This is a genomic window from Mesorhizobium sp. (assembly GCF_004963255.1).
Taxonomy (GTDB): domain Bacteria; phylum Pseudomonadota; class Alphaproteobacteria; order Rhizobiales; family Rhizobiaceae; genus Mesorhizobium.
Window position 1 is genome coordinate 1 of record NZ_SUGA01000017.1, and the last position, 16,581, is coordinate 16,581.

Sequence of the window (16,581 nt, forward strand, 5' to 3'; positions counted from 1 at the left end):
GCCTGACGGGGCCGGGGGCGGGCGGAGGTGCCGGCTGCGGCGCGCGCGTGCGCGCGGCGGCGGTTGCCTGCTGCTGGCCGCTGTCGCCGGTCAGCGCCGGCCGGCGCGGCGCCGCCAGCCTGATATCACGCTCGACCACGACATCGGTCGGCCCGCCGATCAGGATCAGATGCTCGATGTCGTCACGGCGCACCAGCACCAGCCTGCGATGGCTGTCGACGGCGGTCGCGTCCATGACCGCGAGGCGCGTCTTGCGGTTCCTGCCGCCGGCCACGAAAGTGCCGAAGGTAAGATTGCGCACAACCTTGATGACGAGCAGGATGACGACGAGCAAAATGAGTGCCGCAAACGTCCACAGGATTGCGGCGACATAACCCGGACCCGCCACGCTATCCAGCCACTGCAGCATCGGTGCACCCAATCGCCTCTTGAGGTCAGGCGACACTAGACCGCGGTGGCGGCCCGCCGCAAGTTCACATCACCCATCGTGAACAGTTTGAAACATGAATCATTGATTTTATCGGACATTTGCCGCCGGGGCCTTTTCCGTTACAGGAGAATGTGATTCAACCGGCCGTCCGCGCCCGTCGGACACCGGAATCACGAGCAGGGGGAACATGGCCAAGGAAGCGCGCGGCGATTTCTATCCGGTACCGATCGTCGACCAGAACACGCGTCCGGGCGCCGTCACCAGGCTCATCGTCTTCATCGTCGTCTTGACCGGCGCCGCGATCGTCTTCGGACTTTTCCGCGAGCGGCTCGGCGATCCTTTCCTGCTCGGCATGCTCGGCGTGCTCGCCATGATCGGCGTCGGCTTCCTGTTCGCGACCGCGATCGGCTTCGTGCAGATCGCGCCGCGGTCGACCGGCGACGAACTGTCGAAAGCCTTTGTCGACTCGATGTCGCAGGGCCTGCTGGTGACCGACACCAAGGGCCGCGTCGTCTATGCCAATCGCGCCTATGCCGACATGACGGGCGCCGCCTCGGCCGCCGATCTCAAGACCGTCGAAGGTCTCTTGTCTGATGTTCCCGAGGCCTCGATGACGATCTACAGGCTGGCGTCGGGCCTGCGCGACGGCCAGGCGGGCGACGGCGAGTTCCGGCTGGCGCAGTCGATCAAGCCCGGCGCCGAGCCCGGCGCGCGCTGGTACCGGGCCCGCGCCCGCGCCTTCAGCATGCCTGGGCAAAGGCTGCCGATGCTGGCCTGGCAGCTTGCCGACATCTCGCAGGAACGGGCGGAGCAGGAGCGTTTCTTCCTCGACCTGCAAAAGGCCATCGACCATCTCGACCATGCGCCGGCCGGGTTCTTCTCGGCCGACCAGGAAGGCCGCGTCACCTATATCAACGCCACGCTCGCCGAGTGGCTGGGCATCGACCTTGCCTCCTTCACGCCGGGCGCCATCACGCTGCCGGAAATCATCGCCGGCGACGGCATGGCGCTGGTCCGCTCGGTCAAGGCCGATCCCGGCACGACCCGCAATGCCGTCATCGACCTCGACCTCACCACCATGAGCGGCCAGGCGCTGCCAGTGCGCTTCATGCACCGGGTTTCGGCAAGCCGCGAGGGCGTGAACGGCCCGACCCGCACGATCGTGCTCAACCGTACCCAGGGCGAGGACGCTTCGGCGGAACTGCGGGCTTCCGAGGTCCGCTTCACCCGTTTCTTCAACTCGACACCCATGGCTATCGCGGGCGTCGATGCGAGCGGGCGCATCCTGCGCACCAACGCGCCGTTCCTGCAGCTGTTTTCATCGGTGGTCGACCGCGACGCCGTCGACCGGCGGGTGCGGTTCGAGACCATCGTCCACGAACGCGACCGTCCGGCCTTCGCCGCCGCCTTCGAGAAGGCCAGGCAGCGGCAGGCCAATATCGAGCCGATCGACTCCGTGTTGCCTGGCAATGAGGAGCGCCATATCCGCTTCTACGTCAACGCCGTCGCCGACAGCGCGGGCGGCGAGGGCGCCGAGGAATCGGCCATCGTCTATGCGGTCGAGACCACCGAGCAGAAGGCGCTCGAGGGCCAGATGGCGCAGAGTCAGAAGATGCAGGCGGTCGGTCAGCTTGCCGGCGGTATCGCGCACGACTTCAACAACGTGCTCACCGCCATCATCATGGCGTCCGACCTTCTGTTGACCAACCACCGGCCGTCGGATCCGTCCTTCCCAGACATCATGAACATCAAGCAGAACGCCAATCGGGCGGCCTCGCTCGTGCGGCAATTGCTGGCCTTCTCGCGCAAGCAGACGCTGCGGCCGGAAGTGCTCAACCTGACCGATGTCCTGGCCGATCTCCGGATGCTGCTCGCCCGCCTTGTCGGCAACGACATCAAGCTGAAGATCGACCACGGGCGCGACCTGTGGCCGGTCAAGGTCGACATCGGCCAATTCGAGCAGGTTGTGGTCAACCTCGCCGTCAACGCGCGCGACGCCATGCCGAGCGGCGGCGACCTCACGGTGCGCACCCGCAACGTCACGGCGGAAGAATGCAAATCCTTCGCCTATCGCGAATTGACGCCGGCCGACTATGTGCTCGTCGATGTCGAGGACACCGGCAGCGGCATTGCGCCCGACGTTCTCAAGAAGATCTTCGAGCCGTTCTTCACGACCAAGGAAGTGGGCAAGGGCACCGGCCTCGGCCTGTCGATGGTCTACGGCATCATCAAGCAGACCGGCGGCTTCATCTTCTGCGATTCCGAGGTCGGCAAAGGCACGGTGTTCCGCATCTTCCTGCCGCGCCACATCGCCGAGGTGAAGAAGCAGGCCGAGCCCGGCGCGGCGCCGGCAGCCGTGGCGGCGGCCCCGGCCAAGCCGGCCGACACGGCCAAGGATCTGTCCGGTTCGGCCACCGTGCTTCTGGTCGAGGACGAGGACGCCGTGCGTATGGGCGGTGTGCGGGCGCTGACGTCGCGCGGCTACACCGTGCATGAGGCGTCGTCCGGCGTCGAGGCGCTGGAAGTGTTCGAGGCGCTCGGCGGCAAGGTCGATATCGTGGTGTCCGACGTGGTTATGCCGGAGATGGACGGGCCGACATTGCTCGGCGAGCTGCGCAAGCGTCAGCCGGACATCAAGTTCGTCTTCGTTTCGGGTTATGCCGAGGACGCCTTTGCCAAGAACCTGCCGGCCGACGCCCATTTCGGCTTCCTGCCGAAGCCGTTCTCGCTCAAGCAATTGGCGACGATCGTCAAGGACGTGCTGGAATCCTAGAGCGCTGACGCAATTGGGACGGACGACGCAAGGCGCTGGCGCCTGACCGCCTTACAGCTCGCTGGAATTGCTTCCAAATGAGCTATCGCTTGCACATTGCGACGGCCCTGCCATGATGGTCGCCGGATGGGTCTATCAGAGGGTAGCAGCGCGTGACGCCGCATATCGAGGCGGGCAGGGGCGATTATGCCGAAACGGTCCTGTTGCCGGGCGATCCCGAGCGCGCCCAATGGATGTCGGAGACCTTTCTCGAGGCGCCTCGCTGCGTCAATCGCCGAAGGGGCGCGCTGGGCTTCACCGGCCAGTTCCGCGGCAAGCCGGTCAGCATCCAGGCGACCGGCATCGGCGTTTCATCCTTCCTGATCTACGCGCATGAATTGCTCGACTATCATGGCGTGAAGACGCTGATACGCACCGGCACCAGTGGCGGCTTGTCGGACGATGTGCCCTTGCGCGGGCTCGTCATCTCCAGCGAAGTGCGGGCGGAGAGCGCAGTTAGCGGACAGGTGTTTGGTCTTTACCAGCCGGCGGGACCGGATCCGGCGCTGCATGCGCTGGCGCTGCGACGCGCGGCCGATCTCGGCATCGCCTGCAGCGCCGGGCTGACAATCTGCAGCGACGTGTTCCACCATCCCGACGGCCGCGCGCGGTTCGACGAGCCGAGGGCGCTTGGGGCGCTGGCGGTCGATATGGAGACCAGCGCGCTCTATCGGATTGCCGCGCAGTTCGGCGCCCGGGCACTGTCGCTGCTCACCGTGGTCGATCACATCGCCACCGGCGAGCTGACGGACTATGCGGAGCGTCAGGCCCTCTTCACCGACATGAGCCGGCTGGCGCTCGAAGTCGCCGCCGAGAGTTAGGCGGCTTGCCGCTTCAACGCGGCCTGTTCCTCGGCATTGGGCCGGTGGCCGCGCAGATAGAGCGCGCAGGTCGTGCGCAGCATGGAGGCGAAGTTCGGGATCTGGCCGTTGATCTCGATCGCCTCGTCATAGAGCTTCGATATGAATTTCGGTGTCGTCAGTCCCTGGCTGTCGGCGATCTCGTCAAGCAGACGCCAGAACGTCGCCTCGAGCTGGATGCTGGTCGAATGACCGTCGATGCGGATCGACCGGTTGATCTGCCGGTAGCCTTCCGGGTCTTGCCCGGCGAAGACTCTGCACATGGTACCTCCCGTTTTTGTTTGTTTTGGGCGCCGATTGAGCGAGCCGGCGCCTTTTTGAACACTGCCTGCGTTTGTCATCTTCGATCCAACGGCCGGCAACGGCAATCAGACTTTCGTCCTTAGCCGCGCCCATCCTCGCCCGCGCCGGGAGACTACCCATTTCCAAGCCGCATGCGTGGTAATCGGCTGCCACCACCTTTTTTCGCCAGCACGCATAATCGGCTTCGAAATCAAGAAAGCTGCGGAGTCCGATTTGGCGAAGGCGATCCATTCCATGATCAGGGTTCTCGACGAGGCACGGTCCGTCGATTTCTACAACAAGGCCTTCGGCCTCGAGGTGGCGCAGCGGCTCGATTTCGAGACTTTCACATTGATTTATCTCAGCAATGCGGACTCGCCCTTCGAGGTGGAGCTGACCGTGAACAAGGGGCGCACCGAGCCCTATGCGCTGGGCGACGGCTACGGCCATCTCGCCGTCTCGGTCGCCGATCTCGACAGCGAGCATGACCGCATCGGCGCGCTCGGGTTCAATCCGAGGAAGATCGTCGAGTTCAATCACGACGGGGTGCGGATTGCCCGCTTCTTCTTCATCGAGGATCCCGACGGCTACAAGATCGAGGTCCTGCAGCGAGGAGGGCGCTTCCAATAGGGACATTCCGCCGCGCGGACCGGCGCGGCGCCAGCAACGGCGCCCTCAGGGGCGCGAACAGCAAGCAGGGAGGAAATCATGGTTACAGTTTATGAGAAGAAAGCCGGGCTTTCGCGGCGAGAGCTTCTCAAGCGCGGCGGCGCCGGCGCGCTACTCATCATCTCCGGCAGCGCCGTCATCAGCCCCGAACACGCCTGGGGTCTCGAAACCTCGGCGCTGAAGCCCGAGACGATGGCGACGCTGATCCAGATGGCGCGCGACATCTATCCGCACGACCAGGTGCCGGACAAATATTACGCCATTGCCGTCAAGGGCCATGACGAGACGGCGGCCAAGGACCCGGCCCATAAGGAACTGATCGAGAAGGGAATCGCCGAGCTCGACAAGAAGGCCGGCAAGGGCGGTTATCGCGGGATCGGCTGGGAAGAGCAGCGGGTCGCGCTGCTCACCGGCATCGAGAGGACGCCGTTCTTCCAGGCGGTGCGCGGCGGTCTCGTCGTCAGCCTCTACAACCAGAAGGAGCTGTGGCCGATCTTTGGCTACGAAGGCGAGTCCTATTCCAAGGGCGGCTACATCGCGCGCGGCTTCAACGACATCGAGTGGCTGTAGGCCGCTCTGTCCTGAACCGCATTTCGACGGATTTCATGGGAGGAAACCATGGCAGCATCATTTGATCTCAAGAACGATGGCGTGGTCGTCATCATCGGCTCCGGCGCCGGCGGCGGCACGCTCGGCAACGAGCTGGCGCAGAAAGGCATCGACGTCGTCATCCTCGAGGCCGGCGCACGCCACGAATATGAGGATTTCATCAACGACGAGTGGGATTCCTTTGCCCAGCTTGCCTGGAAGGACAAGCGCACCACCTCGGGCGACTGGCGCGTGGCCAAGGATTTCCCGAACCTGCCGGCCTGGATCGTGAAATCGGTCGGTGGTTCGACCACGCACTGGGCGGGCGCCTCGCTGCGCTTCCAGGAGCATGAATTCAAGGCGGCCACGACCTACGGAAAGGTCAAGGGCGCGAACCTCCTCGACTGGCCGGTGACGCTGGCCGAGATGGAGCCCTATTACGCCAAGGCCGAAGCCAAGATGGGCGTCACCGGCACCAACAATTGGCCGCGGCTGCCGGGCAACAACAATTTCAAGGTGCTCAAGGCCGGCGCCGACAAGCTCGGCTACAAGGAATGCCACACCGGCAACATGGCGATCAATTCGGTGCAGCGCGACGACCGCAACTCCTGCCAGCAGACCGGATTCTGCTTCCAGGGTTGCAAATGGGGCGCCAAATGGTCGACGCTTTACACCGAAATCCCGAAGGGCGAAGCGACCGGACATCTGGAGGTGCGGCCGAACTCGATGGTGATCAAGATCAACCATGACGCTTCCGGCAAGGTGACCGGCGTCGTCTATGCCGACAAGGACGGCAAGCTGCAGGAACAGAAGGCCCGCATCGTCGCGGTCGCCGGCAATTCGATCGAGAGCCCGCGCCTGCTGCTCAATTCGGAATCGAGCAAGTTCCCGCACGGGCTCGCCAACTCGTCGGGACAGGTGGGCAAGAACTACATGCGCCACACCACCGGCTCGGTCTACGCGATCTTCGACAAGCCAGTGCATATGTATCGCGGCACCACCATGGCCGGCATCATCCGCGACGAGGCGCGCCACGATCCGTCGCGCGGCTTCGTCGGCGGCTACGAGATGGAGACGCTGTCGCTCGGCCTGCCGTTCATGGCGGCCTTCCTGAACCCTGGCGGCTGGGGCCGTTCCTTCACCACGGCGCTCGACCATTACGACCATATGGCGGGCCTGTGGATCGTCGGCGAGGACATGCCGCGCGAGGAGAACCGCATCACGCTGCACAAGGACGAAAAGGACGAGCACGGCATGCCGATCGCCGACGTCCATTTCGACGATCACCCCAACGACACGGCGATGCGCGACCATGCCTACAAGCAAGGCCAGGCGCTTTACGCCGCTGTCGGCGCCACCAGGACCTTCCCGACGCCGCCTTATCCTTCGACCCACAATCTCGGCACCAACCGGATGAGCGAGAAGCCGGAGGACGGCGTCGTCAACAAGCACGGCCAGTCGCACGACATCAAGAACCTGTTCGTCTCCGACGGCAGCCAGTTCACCAGCGGCGCGGCGGAGAACCCGACGCTGACCATCGTGACACTGGCGATCCGCCAGGCCGACTACATCGCGGCGCAGATGTCGGCCAAGACTATCTGAAGCGGTTCGGCGTTACCGCCGACCCGCTCCAGCTATTTTTTGTTTGACGCAATTCCGGACGGAAAACCGCTAAGCACTTTTCCTGGAATTGCGTTCATCCTCCCGACTGCCTGCTGGCGCGGAATCCTAATCGGTTCCGCGCCTTTTTTGTGTGAAGCCGGCGGCTATCTTCTGGTGCAGGTCGAGGCGGTGAAGGCGCCGTCCTGCTGCTTCATGATGATGTCGAAGGAGGGGCCGCTCGGGTCGTCGAGCGTCGCCTGGGTCATCGAGATCGAGTTGCCGCCGCTGGTGTAGCCGCCGAGCGGGCCAAGCCAGGTGATCTCGCCATTGGGGTTCATCTGGTAGTCGTAGGCTTGCAGCGTGGCGCCGAAGGTCACCGGGCCGCTATAGAGATTGCCCTTGATAGTGATCACGCCGAGATCGAGGAACAGGCCGAGCAGGTAGACCTCGCAGTGATAGGCGCCGTCGGGCAGTTTGCCGTCGGTGAAATCGGCTTGCGCGCTGCCGGCGGCGGACAGCAGAAGCAGGAAGCTCAGGATCGTTCGCAGGGTCATGACGTCGCTCGTTTGCGCGGCGACCTTGCCTCATTTCACCATGGCCCTGCAACCGGGTCGATCAGCCAGTCTTTGCCTACATGCTGAATTTTGAGGCAGTTTTACCATTTGGGCAGAATCTAGGCAGCGCTGCGTAAACTTTTCTCACTTGGTCGCAGAACAGCAGATCGAAAAATTTCCCGGCTAATCGGTAACCGGCTGTAATCTCATCGTTATCCAGCAATTCCGTTGCGCGCGTTCCCGTCTGGCACGTCGCTTGCACAGAGTATGGTGCGGTGCAAACACAAGCTTGGGAGCGTGTCATATGAGGGGTAACTTCGCGAAAATAACAAAGATCCTGTCGGCGGGCGTCGTCGCGGCTGGCCTGCTGGCGTCGGCTTCCGCCAAGGCGGCGGAAGACACGATCAAGGTCGGTATTCTCCATTCGCTGTCGGGGACCATGGCGATTTCGGAGACGACGCTGAAAGACGTCATGCTGATGCTGATCGACGAGCAGAACGCCAAGGGCGGCCTGCTCGGCAAGAAACTGGAAGCCGTGGTCGTCGACCCGGCGTCCAATTGGCCGCTGTTCGCGGAGAAGGCGCGCGAGCTGATTTCCAAGGACAAGGTCGCCGCCGTGTTCGGCTGCTGGACCTCGGTGTCGCGCAAGTCGGTGCTGCCGGTGTTCTCGGAGCTCGACAACATCCTGTTCTATCCCGTCCAGTATGAGGGCGAGGAAAGCGAGCGCAACGTCTTCTACACCGGCGCTGCGCCGAACCAGCAGGCCATTCCGGCCGTCGATTACCTGATGAGCGCCGATGGCGGCTCGGTGAAGCGCTGGGTGCTCGAAGGCACCGACTATGTCTATCCGCGCACCACCAACAAGATCCTCGAAGCCTACCTCAAGTCGAAGGGCGTGCCGGCCGAGGACATCATGGTCAACTACACGCCGTTCGGCTTCTCCGACTGGCAGACCGAGGTCTCGGCAATCAAGAAGTTCGGCTCGGCCGGCAAGAAGACCGCGGTGGTCTCGACCGTCAACGGCGATGCCAACGTGCCGTTCTACAAGGAACTCGGCAACCAGGGCATCAAGGCCGAGGACATCCCGGTCATGGCCTTCTCCGTTGGCGAGGAAGAGCTCGCCGGTCTCGACACCAAGCCGCTGGTCGGCCATCTCGCCGCCTGGAACTATTTCGAGAGCGTCAACACGCCCGAGAACAAGAAGTTCATCGCCGACTGGCACAAGTTCATCAAGAACAACAAGCGCACCACCAACGACCCGATGGAAGCTCACTATATCGGCTTCAACATGTGGGTGAAGGCGGTCCAGAAGGCCGGCACCACCGATCCGGACAAAGTCATCGACGCCATGGTCGGCGTTTCGGTGCCGAACCTGACCGGCGGCTATTCGGCGATGATGCCGAACCACCACATCACGAAGCCGGTGCTGATCGGTGAAATCCAGGCCAATGGCCAGTTCCAGACGGTCTCTAAGACGCCCGGCCTGGTGATGGGCGACGAATGGTCCGACTACCTGCCCGATTCCAAGGACCTGATTTCCGATTGGCGCGCGCCGCTTAGCTGCGGCAACTTCAATGTCAAAACCGGCAAGTGCGGCGGTAAGGGCACCAACTGATCCTCCCGGGCTGGACCATCAGGTCCGAGCCCAAGACTGCGTGCGTCCGGACGGTTTCCTCCACCGTCCGGACGCCCATTAAACCCTCAAGGGTCGCCAAATACCGATGAAGATCTTCCGTGCGATTGGCCTCACGCTTTTGTTCCTGCTGACGACGCTGTCGTCCTCGGGCGCTGCGGAAGCCGATCTGCGTGCCATCATCGCCAAATTCGCGACAGCTGCGGACTTTTCCGAGACTGGAGCTATCGTTCGCGAGTTGACAGCCACGGGCGATCCGGCTGTCGAACGGCCGCTTGCCGCATTGGCGGAAGGCAATCTTTACATTCGGGCCGCCGACTCGATGGTGTTTGTCGGCAAGGAAGGCAGCGACAGCATCCAGCTTTTCGACCCGCTGAGCGGCGAGGCAGCGGGCGAGGCTTCCGCAGATGACTTAACCCAGATCGGCGTCAACAACACCTTGCGCCGCACCATCCGCGATGCATTGGGCACGCTGACGCTTGGTTCCAAGGATCCGACTGTCCGCATCGCCGCCGCCGACACTATGTTCAAGACACCTGATGCCGCCAACATCGAGCCGCTCGACGCAGCGATCGCCAGTGAAACCGTGGCGAGCGTCAAGGCTTTGCTGGAGCAGGCGCGTGGCGCTTCCATACTGGTTTCGGACAAGCCCGATACGGACAAGCTCGCCGCAATTGCCTTGATCGGCGCCCGCGGCGACCGCGACGCGCTCTCGCTCCTCACCTCCGTCGAGGCCAACGCCTCCGGAGCGGTCAAGGAAGCGGCGACGGCCGCAATCGCGAGTATCAATTCGACGCTGGCATTTTGGGATGCCGGGCAGAACATCTGGTACGGCATCTCGCTCGGATCGGTGCTGCTGCTCGCGGCAATCGGCCTCGCCATCACCTTCGGCGTCATGGGCGTCATCAACATGGCGCATGGCGAGATGGTCATGCTCGGCGCCTATACCACATTCGTCGTCCAGCAGGTGATCCGCACCTCGTTTCCCGGCCTGTTCGACTGGTCGCTGGTGATCGCGCTGCCGCTCGCCTTCCTGGTCGCGGCGCTTGTCGGGCTGGCGATCGAGCGCGGCATCATCCGCTTCCTCTATGGCCGTCCGCTGGAGACGCTGCTGGCCACCTGGGGCGTTTCGTTGATCCTGCAGCAGGCGGTGCGGACCATTTTCGGGCCGACCAACCAGGAGGTGGGCAATCCGTCCTGGATGTCCGGCTCGTTCGATATCGGCCAGCTCGCGATCACCTGGAACCGGCTGTGGATCCTGGTGTTCGCGCTAGCGGTGTTCGGCGTCCTGCTCTACGTCATGAAGCGCACGCCCTGGGGGCTGCAGATGCGCGCCGTGACCGCCAACCGGCGCATGGCGGCCTCCATGGGCATCAAGACGCCTTGGGTCGACGCGCTGACCTTCGCGCTGGGCTCCGGCATTGCGGGCATCGCCGGCGTGGCGCTCAGCCAGATCGACAACGTGTCGCCCAATCTCGGCCGCGGCTACATCATCGACAGCTTCATGGTCGTGGTGTTCGGCGGCGTCGGCAATCTGTGGGGCACGCTGGTCGGCGCCTTCTCGCTCGGCATCGTCAACAAGTTCCTCGAACCCTATGCCGGCGCGGTGCTCGGCAAGATCGTCGTCCTGGTGCTGATCATCCTGTTCATCCAGAAGCGCCCGCGCGGCCTGTTCGCGCTGAAGGGCAGGGCGGTGGAAGCATGATCGCGCAGCGCTTCTTTTCCGCCGACCATCGCATTGCCATTACGATCGTCGCGCTGCTCGCGGCAGCCATCATCGTGCCGCTGCTCAACCTCGCGGTGTCGCCGCAAAGCGCTTTCTACATCCCGCCTTACATCGTGGCGCTGGTCGGCAAATATCTCTGCTACGCTCTGCTGGCCCTCGCGCTCGACCTGGTCTGGGGCTATTGCGGCATCCTTTCGCTCGGCCACGGCGCCTTTTTCGCGCTCGGCGGCTATGCGATGGGCATGTATCTGATGCGCCAGATCGGTTCGCGCGGCGTCTACGGCAATCCGATCCTGCCCGACTTCATGGTGTTCCTGAACTACAAGGAGCTGCCCTGGTTCTGGTACGGCTTCGACCATTTCTGGTTCGCGGCGCTGATGGTGTTGGCCGTGCCCGGCCTGCTTGCCTTCGTCTTCGGCTGGTTCGCCTTCCGCAGCCGCGTCACCGGCGTTTATCTCTCGATCATCACCCAGGCGATGACCTATGCGCTGCTGCTCGCCTTCTTCCGCAACGACATGGGCTTCGGCGGCAACAACGGCCTGACCGATTTCAAGGACATTCTCGGCTTCAGCGTGCAGGCGGACGCGACGCGCTCGGCGCTGTTTGCGGCGAGCGCCGTCACGCTCGCGCTTGCCGTCTTCGTGACCGCGGCCATCGTGCGTTCCAAATACGGCAAGCTGCTGATGGCCGTGCGCGACGCCGAGAGCCGCACCCGCTTCCTTGGCTGGCGGGCGGAGAACGTGAAGCTGTTCGCCTTCACCGTCTCGGCAATCATGGCCGGCATCGCCGGCGCGCTCTACGTGCCGCAGGTCGGCATCATCAATCCCGGCGAATTCGATCCGGCGAACTCGATCGAGGTGGTGATCTGGACCGCCGTCGGCGGGCGCGGCACCATCGTCGGCCCGATCATCGGCGCGCTGCTCGTCAATGCCGGCAAATCCTGGTTCACCGGCGTGCTGCCGGAATTCTGGCTGTTCGCGCTGGGCGGGCTGTTCGTCGCCGTCACGCTGCTGCTGCCCAAGGGCATCGTGGGTATGTGGGACGGCTGGCGCGGCAAGGCCAAGGCGCTGCGCGCGGCGTCGCTTGCCGCGGAAGCCGGCGCCGATCCAGAGATGCCGGAGCCGAAGATCGTTCGCTCGGCGGCAAGGACGCCCGGCGCCTGGTCGGCCACCGGTTCCGAGCCGCAGCCGGCGGAGTGAGCGAACATGAACAAGTCGAACACCATCCTTTATCTCGACGGCGTCTCGGTTTCCTTCGATGGCTTTCGCGCCATCAACAATTTGTCGCTGGTGCTCGACAGGGGCGAGATGCGGGCGATCATCGGGCCCAACGGCGCCGGCAAGACGACGATGATGGACATCGTCACCGGCAAGACGCGGCCCGATGAGGGCGAAGTCTTCTTCGACGGCCAGGTCGATCTCACCCGCCACGACGAGGCCGAGATCGCCATGATGGGCATCGGCCGCAAATTCCAGAAGCCGACCGTCTTCGAGAGCCACAGCGTCGAGGACAATCTTATGCTGGCGCTGAAGGGACCGCGTTCGATATTTCCGGCGCTGTTCCATCGCCGTTCCGCCGCCGAGGCGCGGCGCATCGACGACATACTCGGCATCATCCGTCTCGGCGACAAGCGCGACGAGCTCGCAGCCAATCTCAGCCACGGCCAGAAGCAGTGGCTGGAGATCGGCATGCTGTTGGCGCAGGACCCGAAGCTGCTGCTGGTAGACGAGCCGGTCGCCGGCATGACCGATGCCGAGACCGAGGAGACCGCGCGCCTGCTCAAGGACATCGCGCGCGATCACTCGGTGGTGGTCGTCGAGCACGACATGCATTTCGTGCGCGAGCTCGGCGTCAAGGTCACCTGCCTGCATGAGGGCTCGGTGCTCTCGGAAGGCACGCTCGACTTCGTCTCGGCGGACGAGCGCGTCGTCGAAGTCTATCTGGGGCGCTGAGCATGGTCTGGCGGGTTCCATTCTATCGTTTCGATTTCGCTTTCCTGAAGCGCTGGAGAAGGGGCTGACCATGCTCGAAGTCTCCAATGCCACGCTTCACTATGGCGCCGCCCAGGCGCTGCGCGGCGTTTCGCTGAAGGCGGGCGCCGGCAAGATCACTTGCGTGCTCGGCCGCAATGGCGTCGGCAAGACCAGTTTGATGAGATCGATCGTCGGCCACCACCGGCTGACGAGCGGAAGCGTTGCCTTCGAGGGGAAGGCGCTCGACCGGAGCGCGGCGTATGACCGCGCCCGGTCGGGCATCGCATTCGTGCCGCAGGGCAGGGAGGTCTTTCCCCTGCTGACGGTGCGCGAGAACCTGGAATCCGGTTTCGCGCCACTGCGGCGCGCGGACCGCAACATCCCGGCGCATGTCTTCGAGCTGTTTCCGGTGCTGAAGCAGATGCTCGGCCGCCGCGGCGGCGATCTCTCCGGCGGCCAGCAGCAGCAGCTCGCCATCGGCCGGGCGCTGGTGATGCGGCCGAAGCTCCTGGTGCTCGACGAGCCGACCGAAGGCATCCAGCCGTCGATCATCAAGGATATCGGCCGCGCCATCCGCTATCTGCGCGACCAGGCGGGGATAGCGGTGCTTCTGGTCGAGCAATATCTCGACTTCTGCCGCGAGCTAGCCGACGAGGTTAACATCATGGATCGCGGCCAGATCGTGCATACGGGTCCGGCGGAAGACCTCGACAGGGCGGATGTGCGGAAGTTCCTCACGGTGTAATTCGCGTCGTCGTCATCCTTGGGCGAAGCAAGGAGCGAAGCGACGTGGCGCAGACCCAAAGATCCGTTCCGTGACGTTGGCCGAAGAGTGCTGCGCTCGGAACAGGTTCTTTGCGCAGCGCCATTCCAAATTCCACACCATCAGTAACGCTTCCAAGTAACGGCGTGGATCCTCGGGTCTTCGCTCCGCTTCGTGTCGCTGCGCCCAAGGATGACGAAGTGTTCGACGGCTCTGGCGCGCTCAATACTCCATGCTAGTCTTTTCTTGGCCTTGGTGAGTCGGCCGCTTTCCGTGCCAGTCGCGAATGAGGGGGAAGGCGCGGACACTGCCCGCAAGGTCCACGCAAGCAAGCCCGCTTAGCTTTCCCCGCAGTGATTGTCGGTCAATGCGTCCAAAAAGACTTTTGCCAGGGGATGGCGATGGAACGTTTTGTCGAGGACTATCAGAAGCGGCGCCTCACGGAGCGCGTCGATATCATGACCGCGATCAACATCCTGATGTCGCAAGGCTATGACGAGGATGATCTGCTGGGCGAAATGACCAAGGTTTTTTATGTCGACCTTGACGCCTTCAACGACGTGATTGCTCACCACTGAGAGTGAGGCCCCGAAAAGGTCATCCGGCGAGGCGGAAGTCCAGGACGCGATTGCGGCCGGCGCGCTTGGCGGCGTAGAGCGCCTTGTCGGCGGCGCTGAGCACCTTGTCGAAGCTCATGCCCTCGCTGCTGCCGAAGGCGAAGCCGGCGCTGACCGTGCAGCGCAACGGTCCGGCCTCGGTCTGAACAATGCGCGCCGCGAGCGCGGCCCTGACACGTTCGGCCGCCGCTTCGGCTGTCTCGGGCAGGGTGCGTTTCAGAACCATGGCGAATTCCTCGCCGCCCATGCGGGCGACGGAGTCGGTGGAGCGCAGATCGGCGGAAAGCACCTCGGCAAAGACCTTGAGCAGCTCGTCCCCGGCGGCATGACCGAACTCGTCATTGATCGCCTTGAAGCCGTCGAGGTCGAACACCACCACAGCGGTGAAGGCGTTGACGGGCATCCTGCCGTGCAGGTCGAACAGAGCGCGACGGTTGAGCAGGCCGGTCAAGGCATCGGTTTGCGCCTCGCGCTGATGGTGGCGGGCGAGCCGTCCCTGGTTGAGCGCCAGCGACAACGCGCCGATACCGGTCATGGAGGCGATCACGATGACGAGGCTCAGGTCCTCCGCCCAGTTGCTCGGCGCGTGACCGAGAACAAGTTTGCCATCCCACGCCAGCACTGCCGCGCACAGCACGAAGGATGCCGCGGTGAGTGAATAGAGCAGCGACACGCCGATGAGATGGACGGGCGCCTCCGCGCGACCCCGCCAATATTCATACGCCGTGCCGAACAGGAGCAGCGCGGCCAAGGCATTCTCCAGCATGAAGCCCAGGCCGTCATAGCCCAGCGCCATGGGCGGCAGCGCCAGGGCACAGGAAATGCCGACGCCGAGCGCGATAAGCGGCAAGGGCGAGCGCCTGGTCCTGAACTGATGGGCAGCACCGAGCATGACCGAGAAACCCAGCAGCAGCACCGCCAGCGTCAGCACGCCAAGGGCCGTTCCTGGCGCCTTGATATAGGCGTCGTAGGCAAAGACTTCGCACACCACGACCAGCACGCTGATCGCCCAGGTCAGCAGGAACCGGTCGGAACGAGCGGCCATCCAGGTTCCGAACAGGGTGAGGCTGAGGCAAGCGGCGGAGAAGCCGACGGCCAGAAGCAGTGAGTTGTAGTCGAGCAGCATGCGCGTCCTTGCCGGCGCCAGGCTTCTGCAACCTGACGTAGGTCCATTAATGGAGCAAGGAAGTATCGATTACGTTACGATCGCCGCGAAGATTGCTGGATTTGCCCTTATCAGTTCGCCACCCGCTTCATCAGCGCCATGGCGCCGAAGGGCGCGCGCACCTTGCCTTCGGTGATGAAGTAGACGAACACGTCGCGCGGCTTGACCGGCGCATCGGTCTTGGGATCGGCACGTGGCAGGTCGGCGGGCTGCTTGCCCTGCGCCCAGGTCGTCACCCGGCTCGCCCATTCGTCGAGACCTTTCGGGGTGTAGCAGTCGGGGTTGTCGTCGCTGCCGGTCTGCAACCGGGCGTAGACGAAGTCGCCGGTGACATCGGCGATCGCCGGATACTTCGCGTGGTCGGCATAGACGATCGCGGCTTTGTATTTGCGCGCAAGGGCCGGGAATTCCGGTACGATGAAGCTGTCATGGCGCACTTCCAGCGCGTGGCGCAAAGGCACGCCGTCCTGTTTCTCGGGCAGAAGCTTCAGGAACGCTTCGAAATCGTCCGCGTCGAATTTCTTGGTCGGCGCGAATTGCCACAGGATCGGCCCGAGCTTGTCGCCGAGCGCGGCAACGCCGGAGCCGAGGAAGCGCATCATCGATTCGCCGGCCTCGCCGAGCACGCGGCGGTTGGTGACGAAGCGGTTGCCCTTGAGCGAGAAGACGAAGCCATCCGGCGTGTCTTTGGCCCATTTGACGAAGGTCGGTTCCTTGAAGCTGGAATAATAGGTGCCGTTGATCTCGATGGTTGGCACTTGGCGGCTGGCGTAGTGCAGTTGCTTGGCCTTGGCGAGCTTCTCCGGATAGAAGGAGGTATCCCACGGCTCGAAAGTCCAGCCACCCATGCCGGCGCGGATTTTTCCCTGGGCAGTCATCGTCTTCCTCCTCCGCGTTTCAAGATGTG

At 63.7% G+C, this 16,581-nt stretch carries 15 protein-coding genes and 1 pseudogene; 11 read left to right on the plus strand and 5 right to left on the minus strand.

From position 1 onward, the window contains the following. Positions 1 to 409, minus strand: a pseudogene (locus tag E5X34_RS18285) (flagellar biosynthetic protein FliO); the annotation flags it as partial. Positions 410 to 617: 208 nt separating this feature from the next. On the opposite strand from E5X34_RS18285, the gene cckA reads away from it, so the two are divergent. Both cckA and E5X34_RS18295 read left to right on the plus strand, forming a co-directional pair. Further along, positions 618 to 3,203, plus strand: coding sequence for a cell cycle histidine kinase CckA (gene cckA, locus E5X34_RS18290; RefSeq protein WP_292567537.1), 2,586 nt, complete (start codon positions 618 to 620; stop codon positions 3,201 to 3,203). 152 nt (positions 3,204 to 3,355) lie between these two features. Next, positions 3,356 to 4,063, plus strand: coding sequence for a purine-nucleoside phosphorylase (locus E5X34_RS18295; protein WP_292567540.1), 708 nt, complete (start codon positions 3,356 to 3,358; stop codon positions 4,061 to 4,063). Here the strand turns inward: E5X34_RS18295 and E5X34_RS18300 are convergent. Next, positions 4,060 to 4,365, minus strand: coding sequence for a ribbon-helix-helix domain-containing protein (locus E5X34_RS18300; protein ID WP_292567543.1), 306 nt, complete (start codon positions 4,363 to 4,365; stop codon positions 4,060 to 4,062). The two genes, E5X34_RS18295 and E5X34_RS18300, sit on opposite strands and share 4 nt — an antisense overlap. A gap of 253 nt (positions 4,366 to 4,618) precedes the next feature. Between E5X34_RS18300 and E5X34_RS18305 the strand changes: the two genes are divergently transcribed. From E5X34_RS18305 to E5X34_RS18315, 3 genes are all read left to right on the plus strand, one after another. Next, entirely contained in the window at positions 4,619 to 5,014 is a 396-nt protein-coding gene (locus tag E5X34_RS18305; protein ID WP_042642790.1) for a VOC family protein, read from the plus strand. A 78-nt stretch (positions 5,015 to 5,092) separates the two neighbouring features. Beyond that, a complete protein-coding gene (locus E5X34_RS18310; RefSeq protein ID WP_292567546.1) occupies positions 5,093 to 5,623 on the plus strand; it encodes a gluconate 2-dehydrogenase subunit 3 family protein in 531 nt (176 codons plus the stop codon). A gap of 48 nt (positions 5,624 to 5,671) precedes the next feature. Then, positions 5,672 to 7,243: a GMC family oxidoreductase gene (locus tag E5X34_RS18315; RefSeq protein ID WP_126060666.1), complete on the plus strand. Its 1,572-nt coding sequence runs from the start codon at positions 5,672 to 5,674 to the stop codon at positions 7,241 to 7,243. Between the two features lie 164 nt (positions 7,244 to 7,407). Here E5X34_RS18315 and E5X34_RS18320 read toward each other — a convergent pair whose 3' ends face one another. Then, on the minus strand, positions 7,408 to 7,797 hold the full coding sequence (locus E5X34_RS18320) for a hypothetical protein (protein WP_292567549.1): 390 nt from the start codon (positions 7,795 to 7,797) through the stop codon (positions 7,408 to 7,410). Positions 7,798 to 8,101: 304 nt separating this feature from the next. Between E5X34_RS18320 and urtA the strand changes: the two genes are divergently transcribed. The 6 genes from urtA to E5X34_RS18350 all read left to right on the plus strand — a co-directional run bounded on the left by urtA (position 8,102) and on the right by E5X34_RS18350 (position 14,470). Continuing rightward, complete coding sequence (gene urtA / locus E5X34_RS18325) at positions 8,102 to 9,412, plus strand: urea ABC transporter substrate-binding protein (protein WP_126060668.1); 1,311 nt, start codon at positions 8,102 to 8,104, stop codon at positions 9,410 to 9,412. Positions 9,413 to 9,518: 106 nt separating this feature from the next. Continuing rightward, positions 9,519 to 11,135 carry an urea ABC transporter permease subunit UrtB gene (urtB, locus tag E5X34_RS18330; protein ID WP_292567553.1) on the plus strand — a complete coding sequence of 539 codons (1,617 nt, stop codon included), beginning with the start codon at positions 9,519 to 9,521 and terminating at the stop codon, positions 11,133 to 11,135. Then, a complete protein-coding gene (gene urtC / locus E5X34_RS18335) occupies positions 11,132 to 12,355 on the plus strand; it encodes an urea ABC transporter permease subunit UrtC (RefSeq protein WP_292567555.1) in 1,224 nt (407 codons plus the stop codon). The genes urtB and urtC overlap by 4 nt, the downstream gene beginning before the upstream one ends. A gap of 6 nt (positions 12,356 to 12,361) precedes the next feature. Beyond that, positions 12,362 to 13,108, plus strand: a complete 747-nt coding sequence (urtD, locus tag E5X34_RS18340) for an urea ABC transporter ATP-binding protein UrtD (RefSeq protein ID WP_126060671.1) — start codon at positions 12,362 to 12,364, stop codon at positions 13,106 to 13,108. A gap of 70 nt (positions 13,109 to 13,178) precedes the next feature. Further along, positions 13,179 to 13,874, plus strand: a complete 696-nt coding sequence (gene urtE, locus E5X34_RS18345; protein ID WP_041000655.1) for an urea ABC transporter ATP-binding subunit UrtE — start codon at positions 13,179 to 13,181, stop codon at positions 13,872 to 13,874. 419 nt (positions 13,875 to 14,293) lie between these two features. Then, positions 14,294 to 14,470, plus strand: a complete 177-nt coding sequence (locus E5X34_RS18350) for a hypothetical protein (RefSeq protein WP_126060673.1) — start codon at positions 14,294 to 14,296, stop codon at positions 14,468 to 14,470. Positions 14,471 to 14,489: 19 nt separating this feature from the next. Here the strand turns inward: E5X34_RS18350 and E5X34_RS18355 are convergent, their stop codons facing one another. Both E5X34_RS18355 and E5X34_RS18360 read right to left on the minus strand, forming a co-directional pair. Further along, entirely contained in the window at positions 14,490 to 15,635 is a 1,146-nt protein-coding gene (locus E5X34_RS18355) for a GGDEF domain-containing protein (protein ID WP_292567558.1), read from the minus strand. Between the two features lie 110 nt (positions 15,636 to 15,745). Beyond that, entirely contained in the window at positions 15,746 to 16,552 is an 807-nt protein-coding gene (locus E5X34_RS18360; protein ID WP_292567560.1) for a DUF72 domain-containing protein, read from the minus strand. Positions 16,553 to 16,581: the final 29 nt, after the last annotated feature.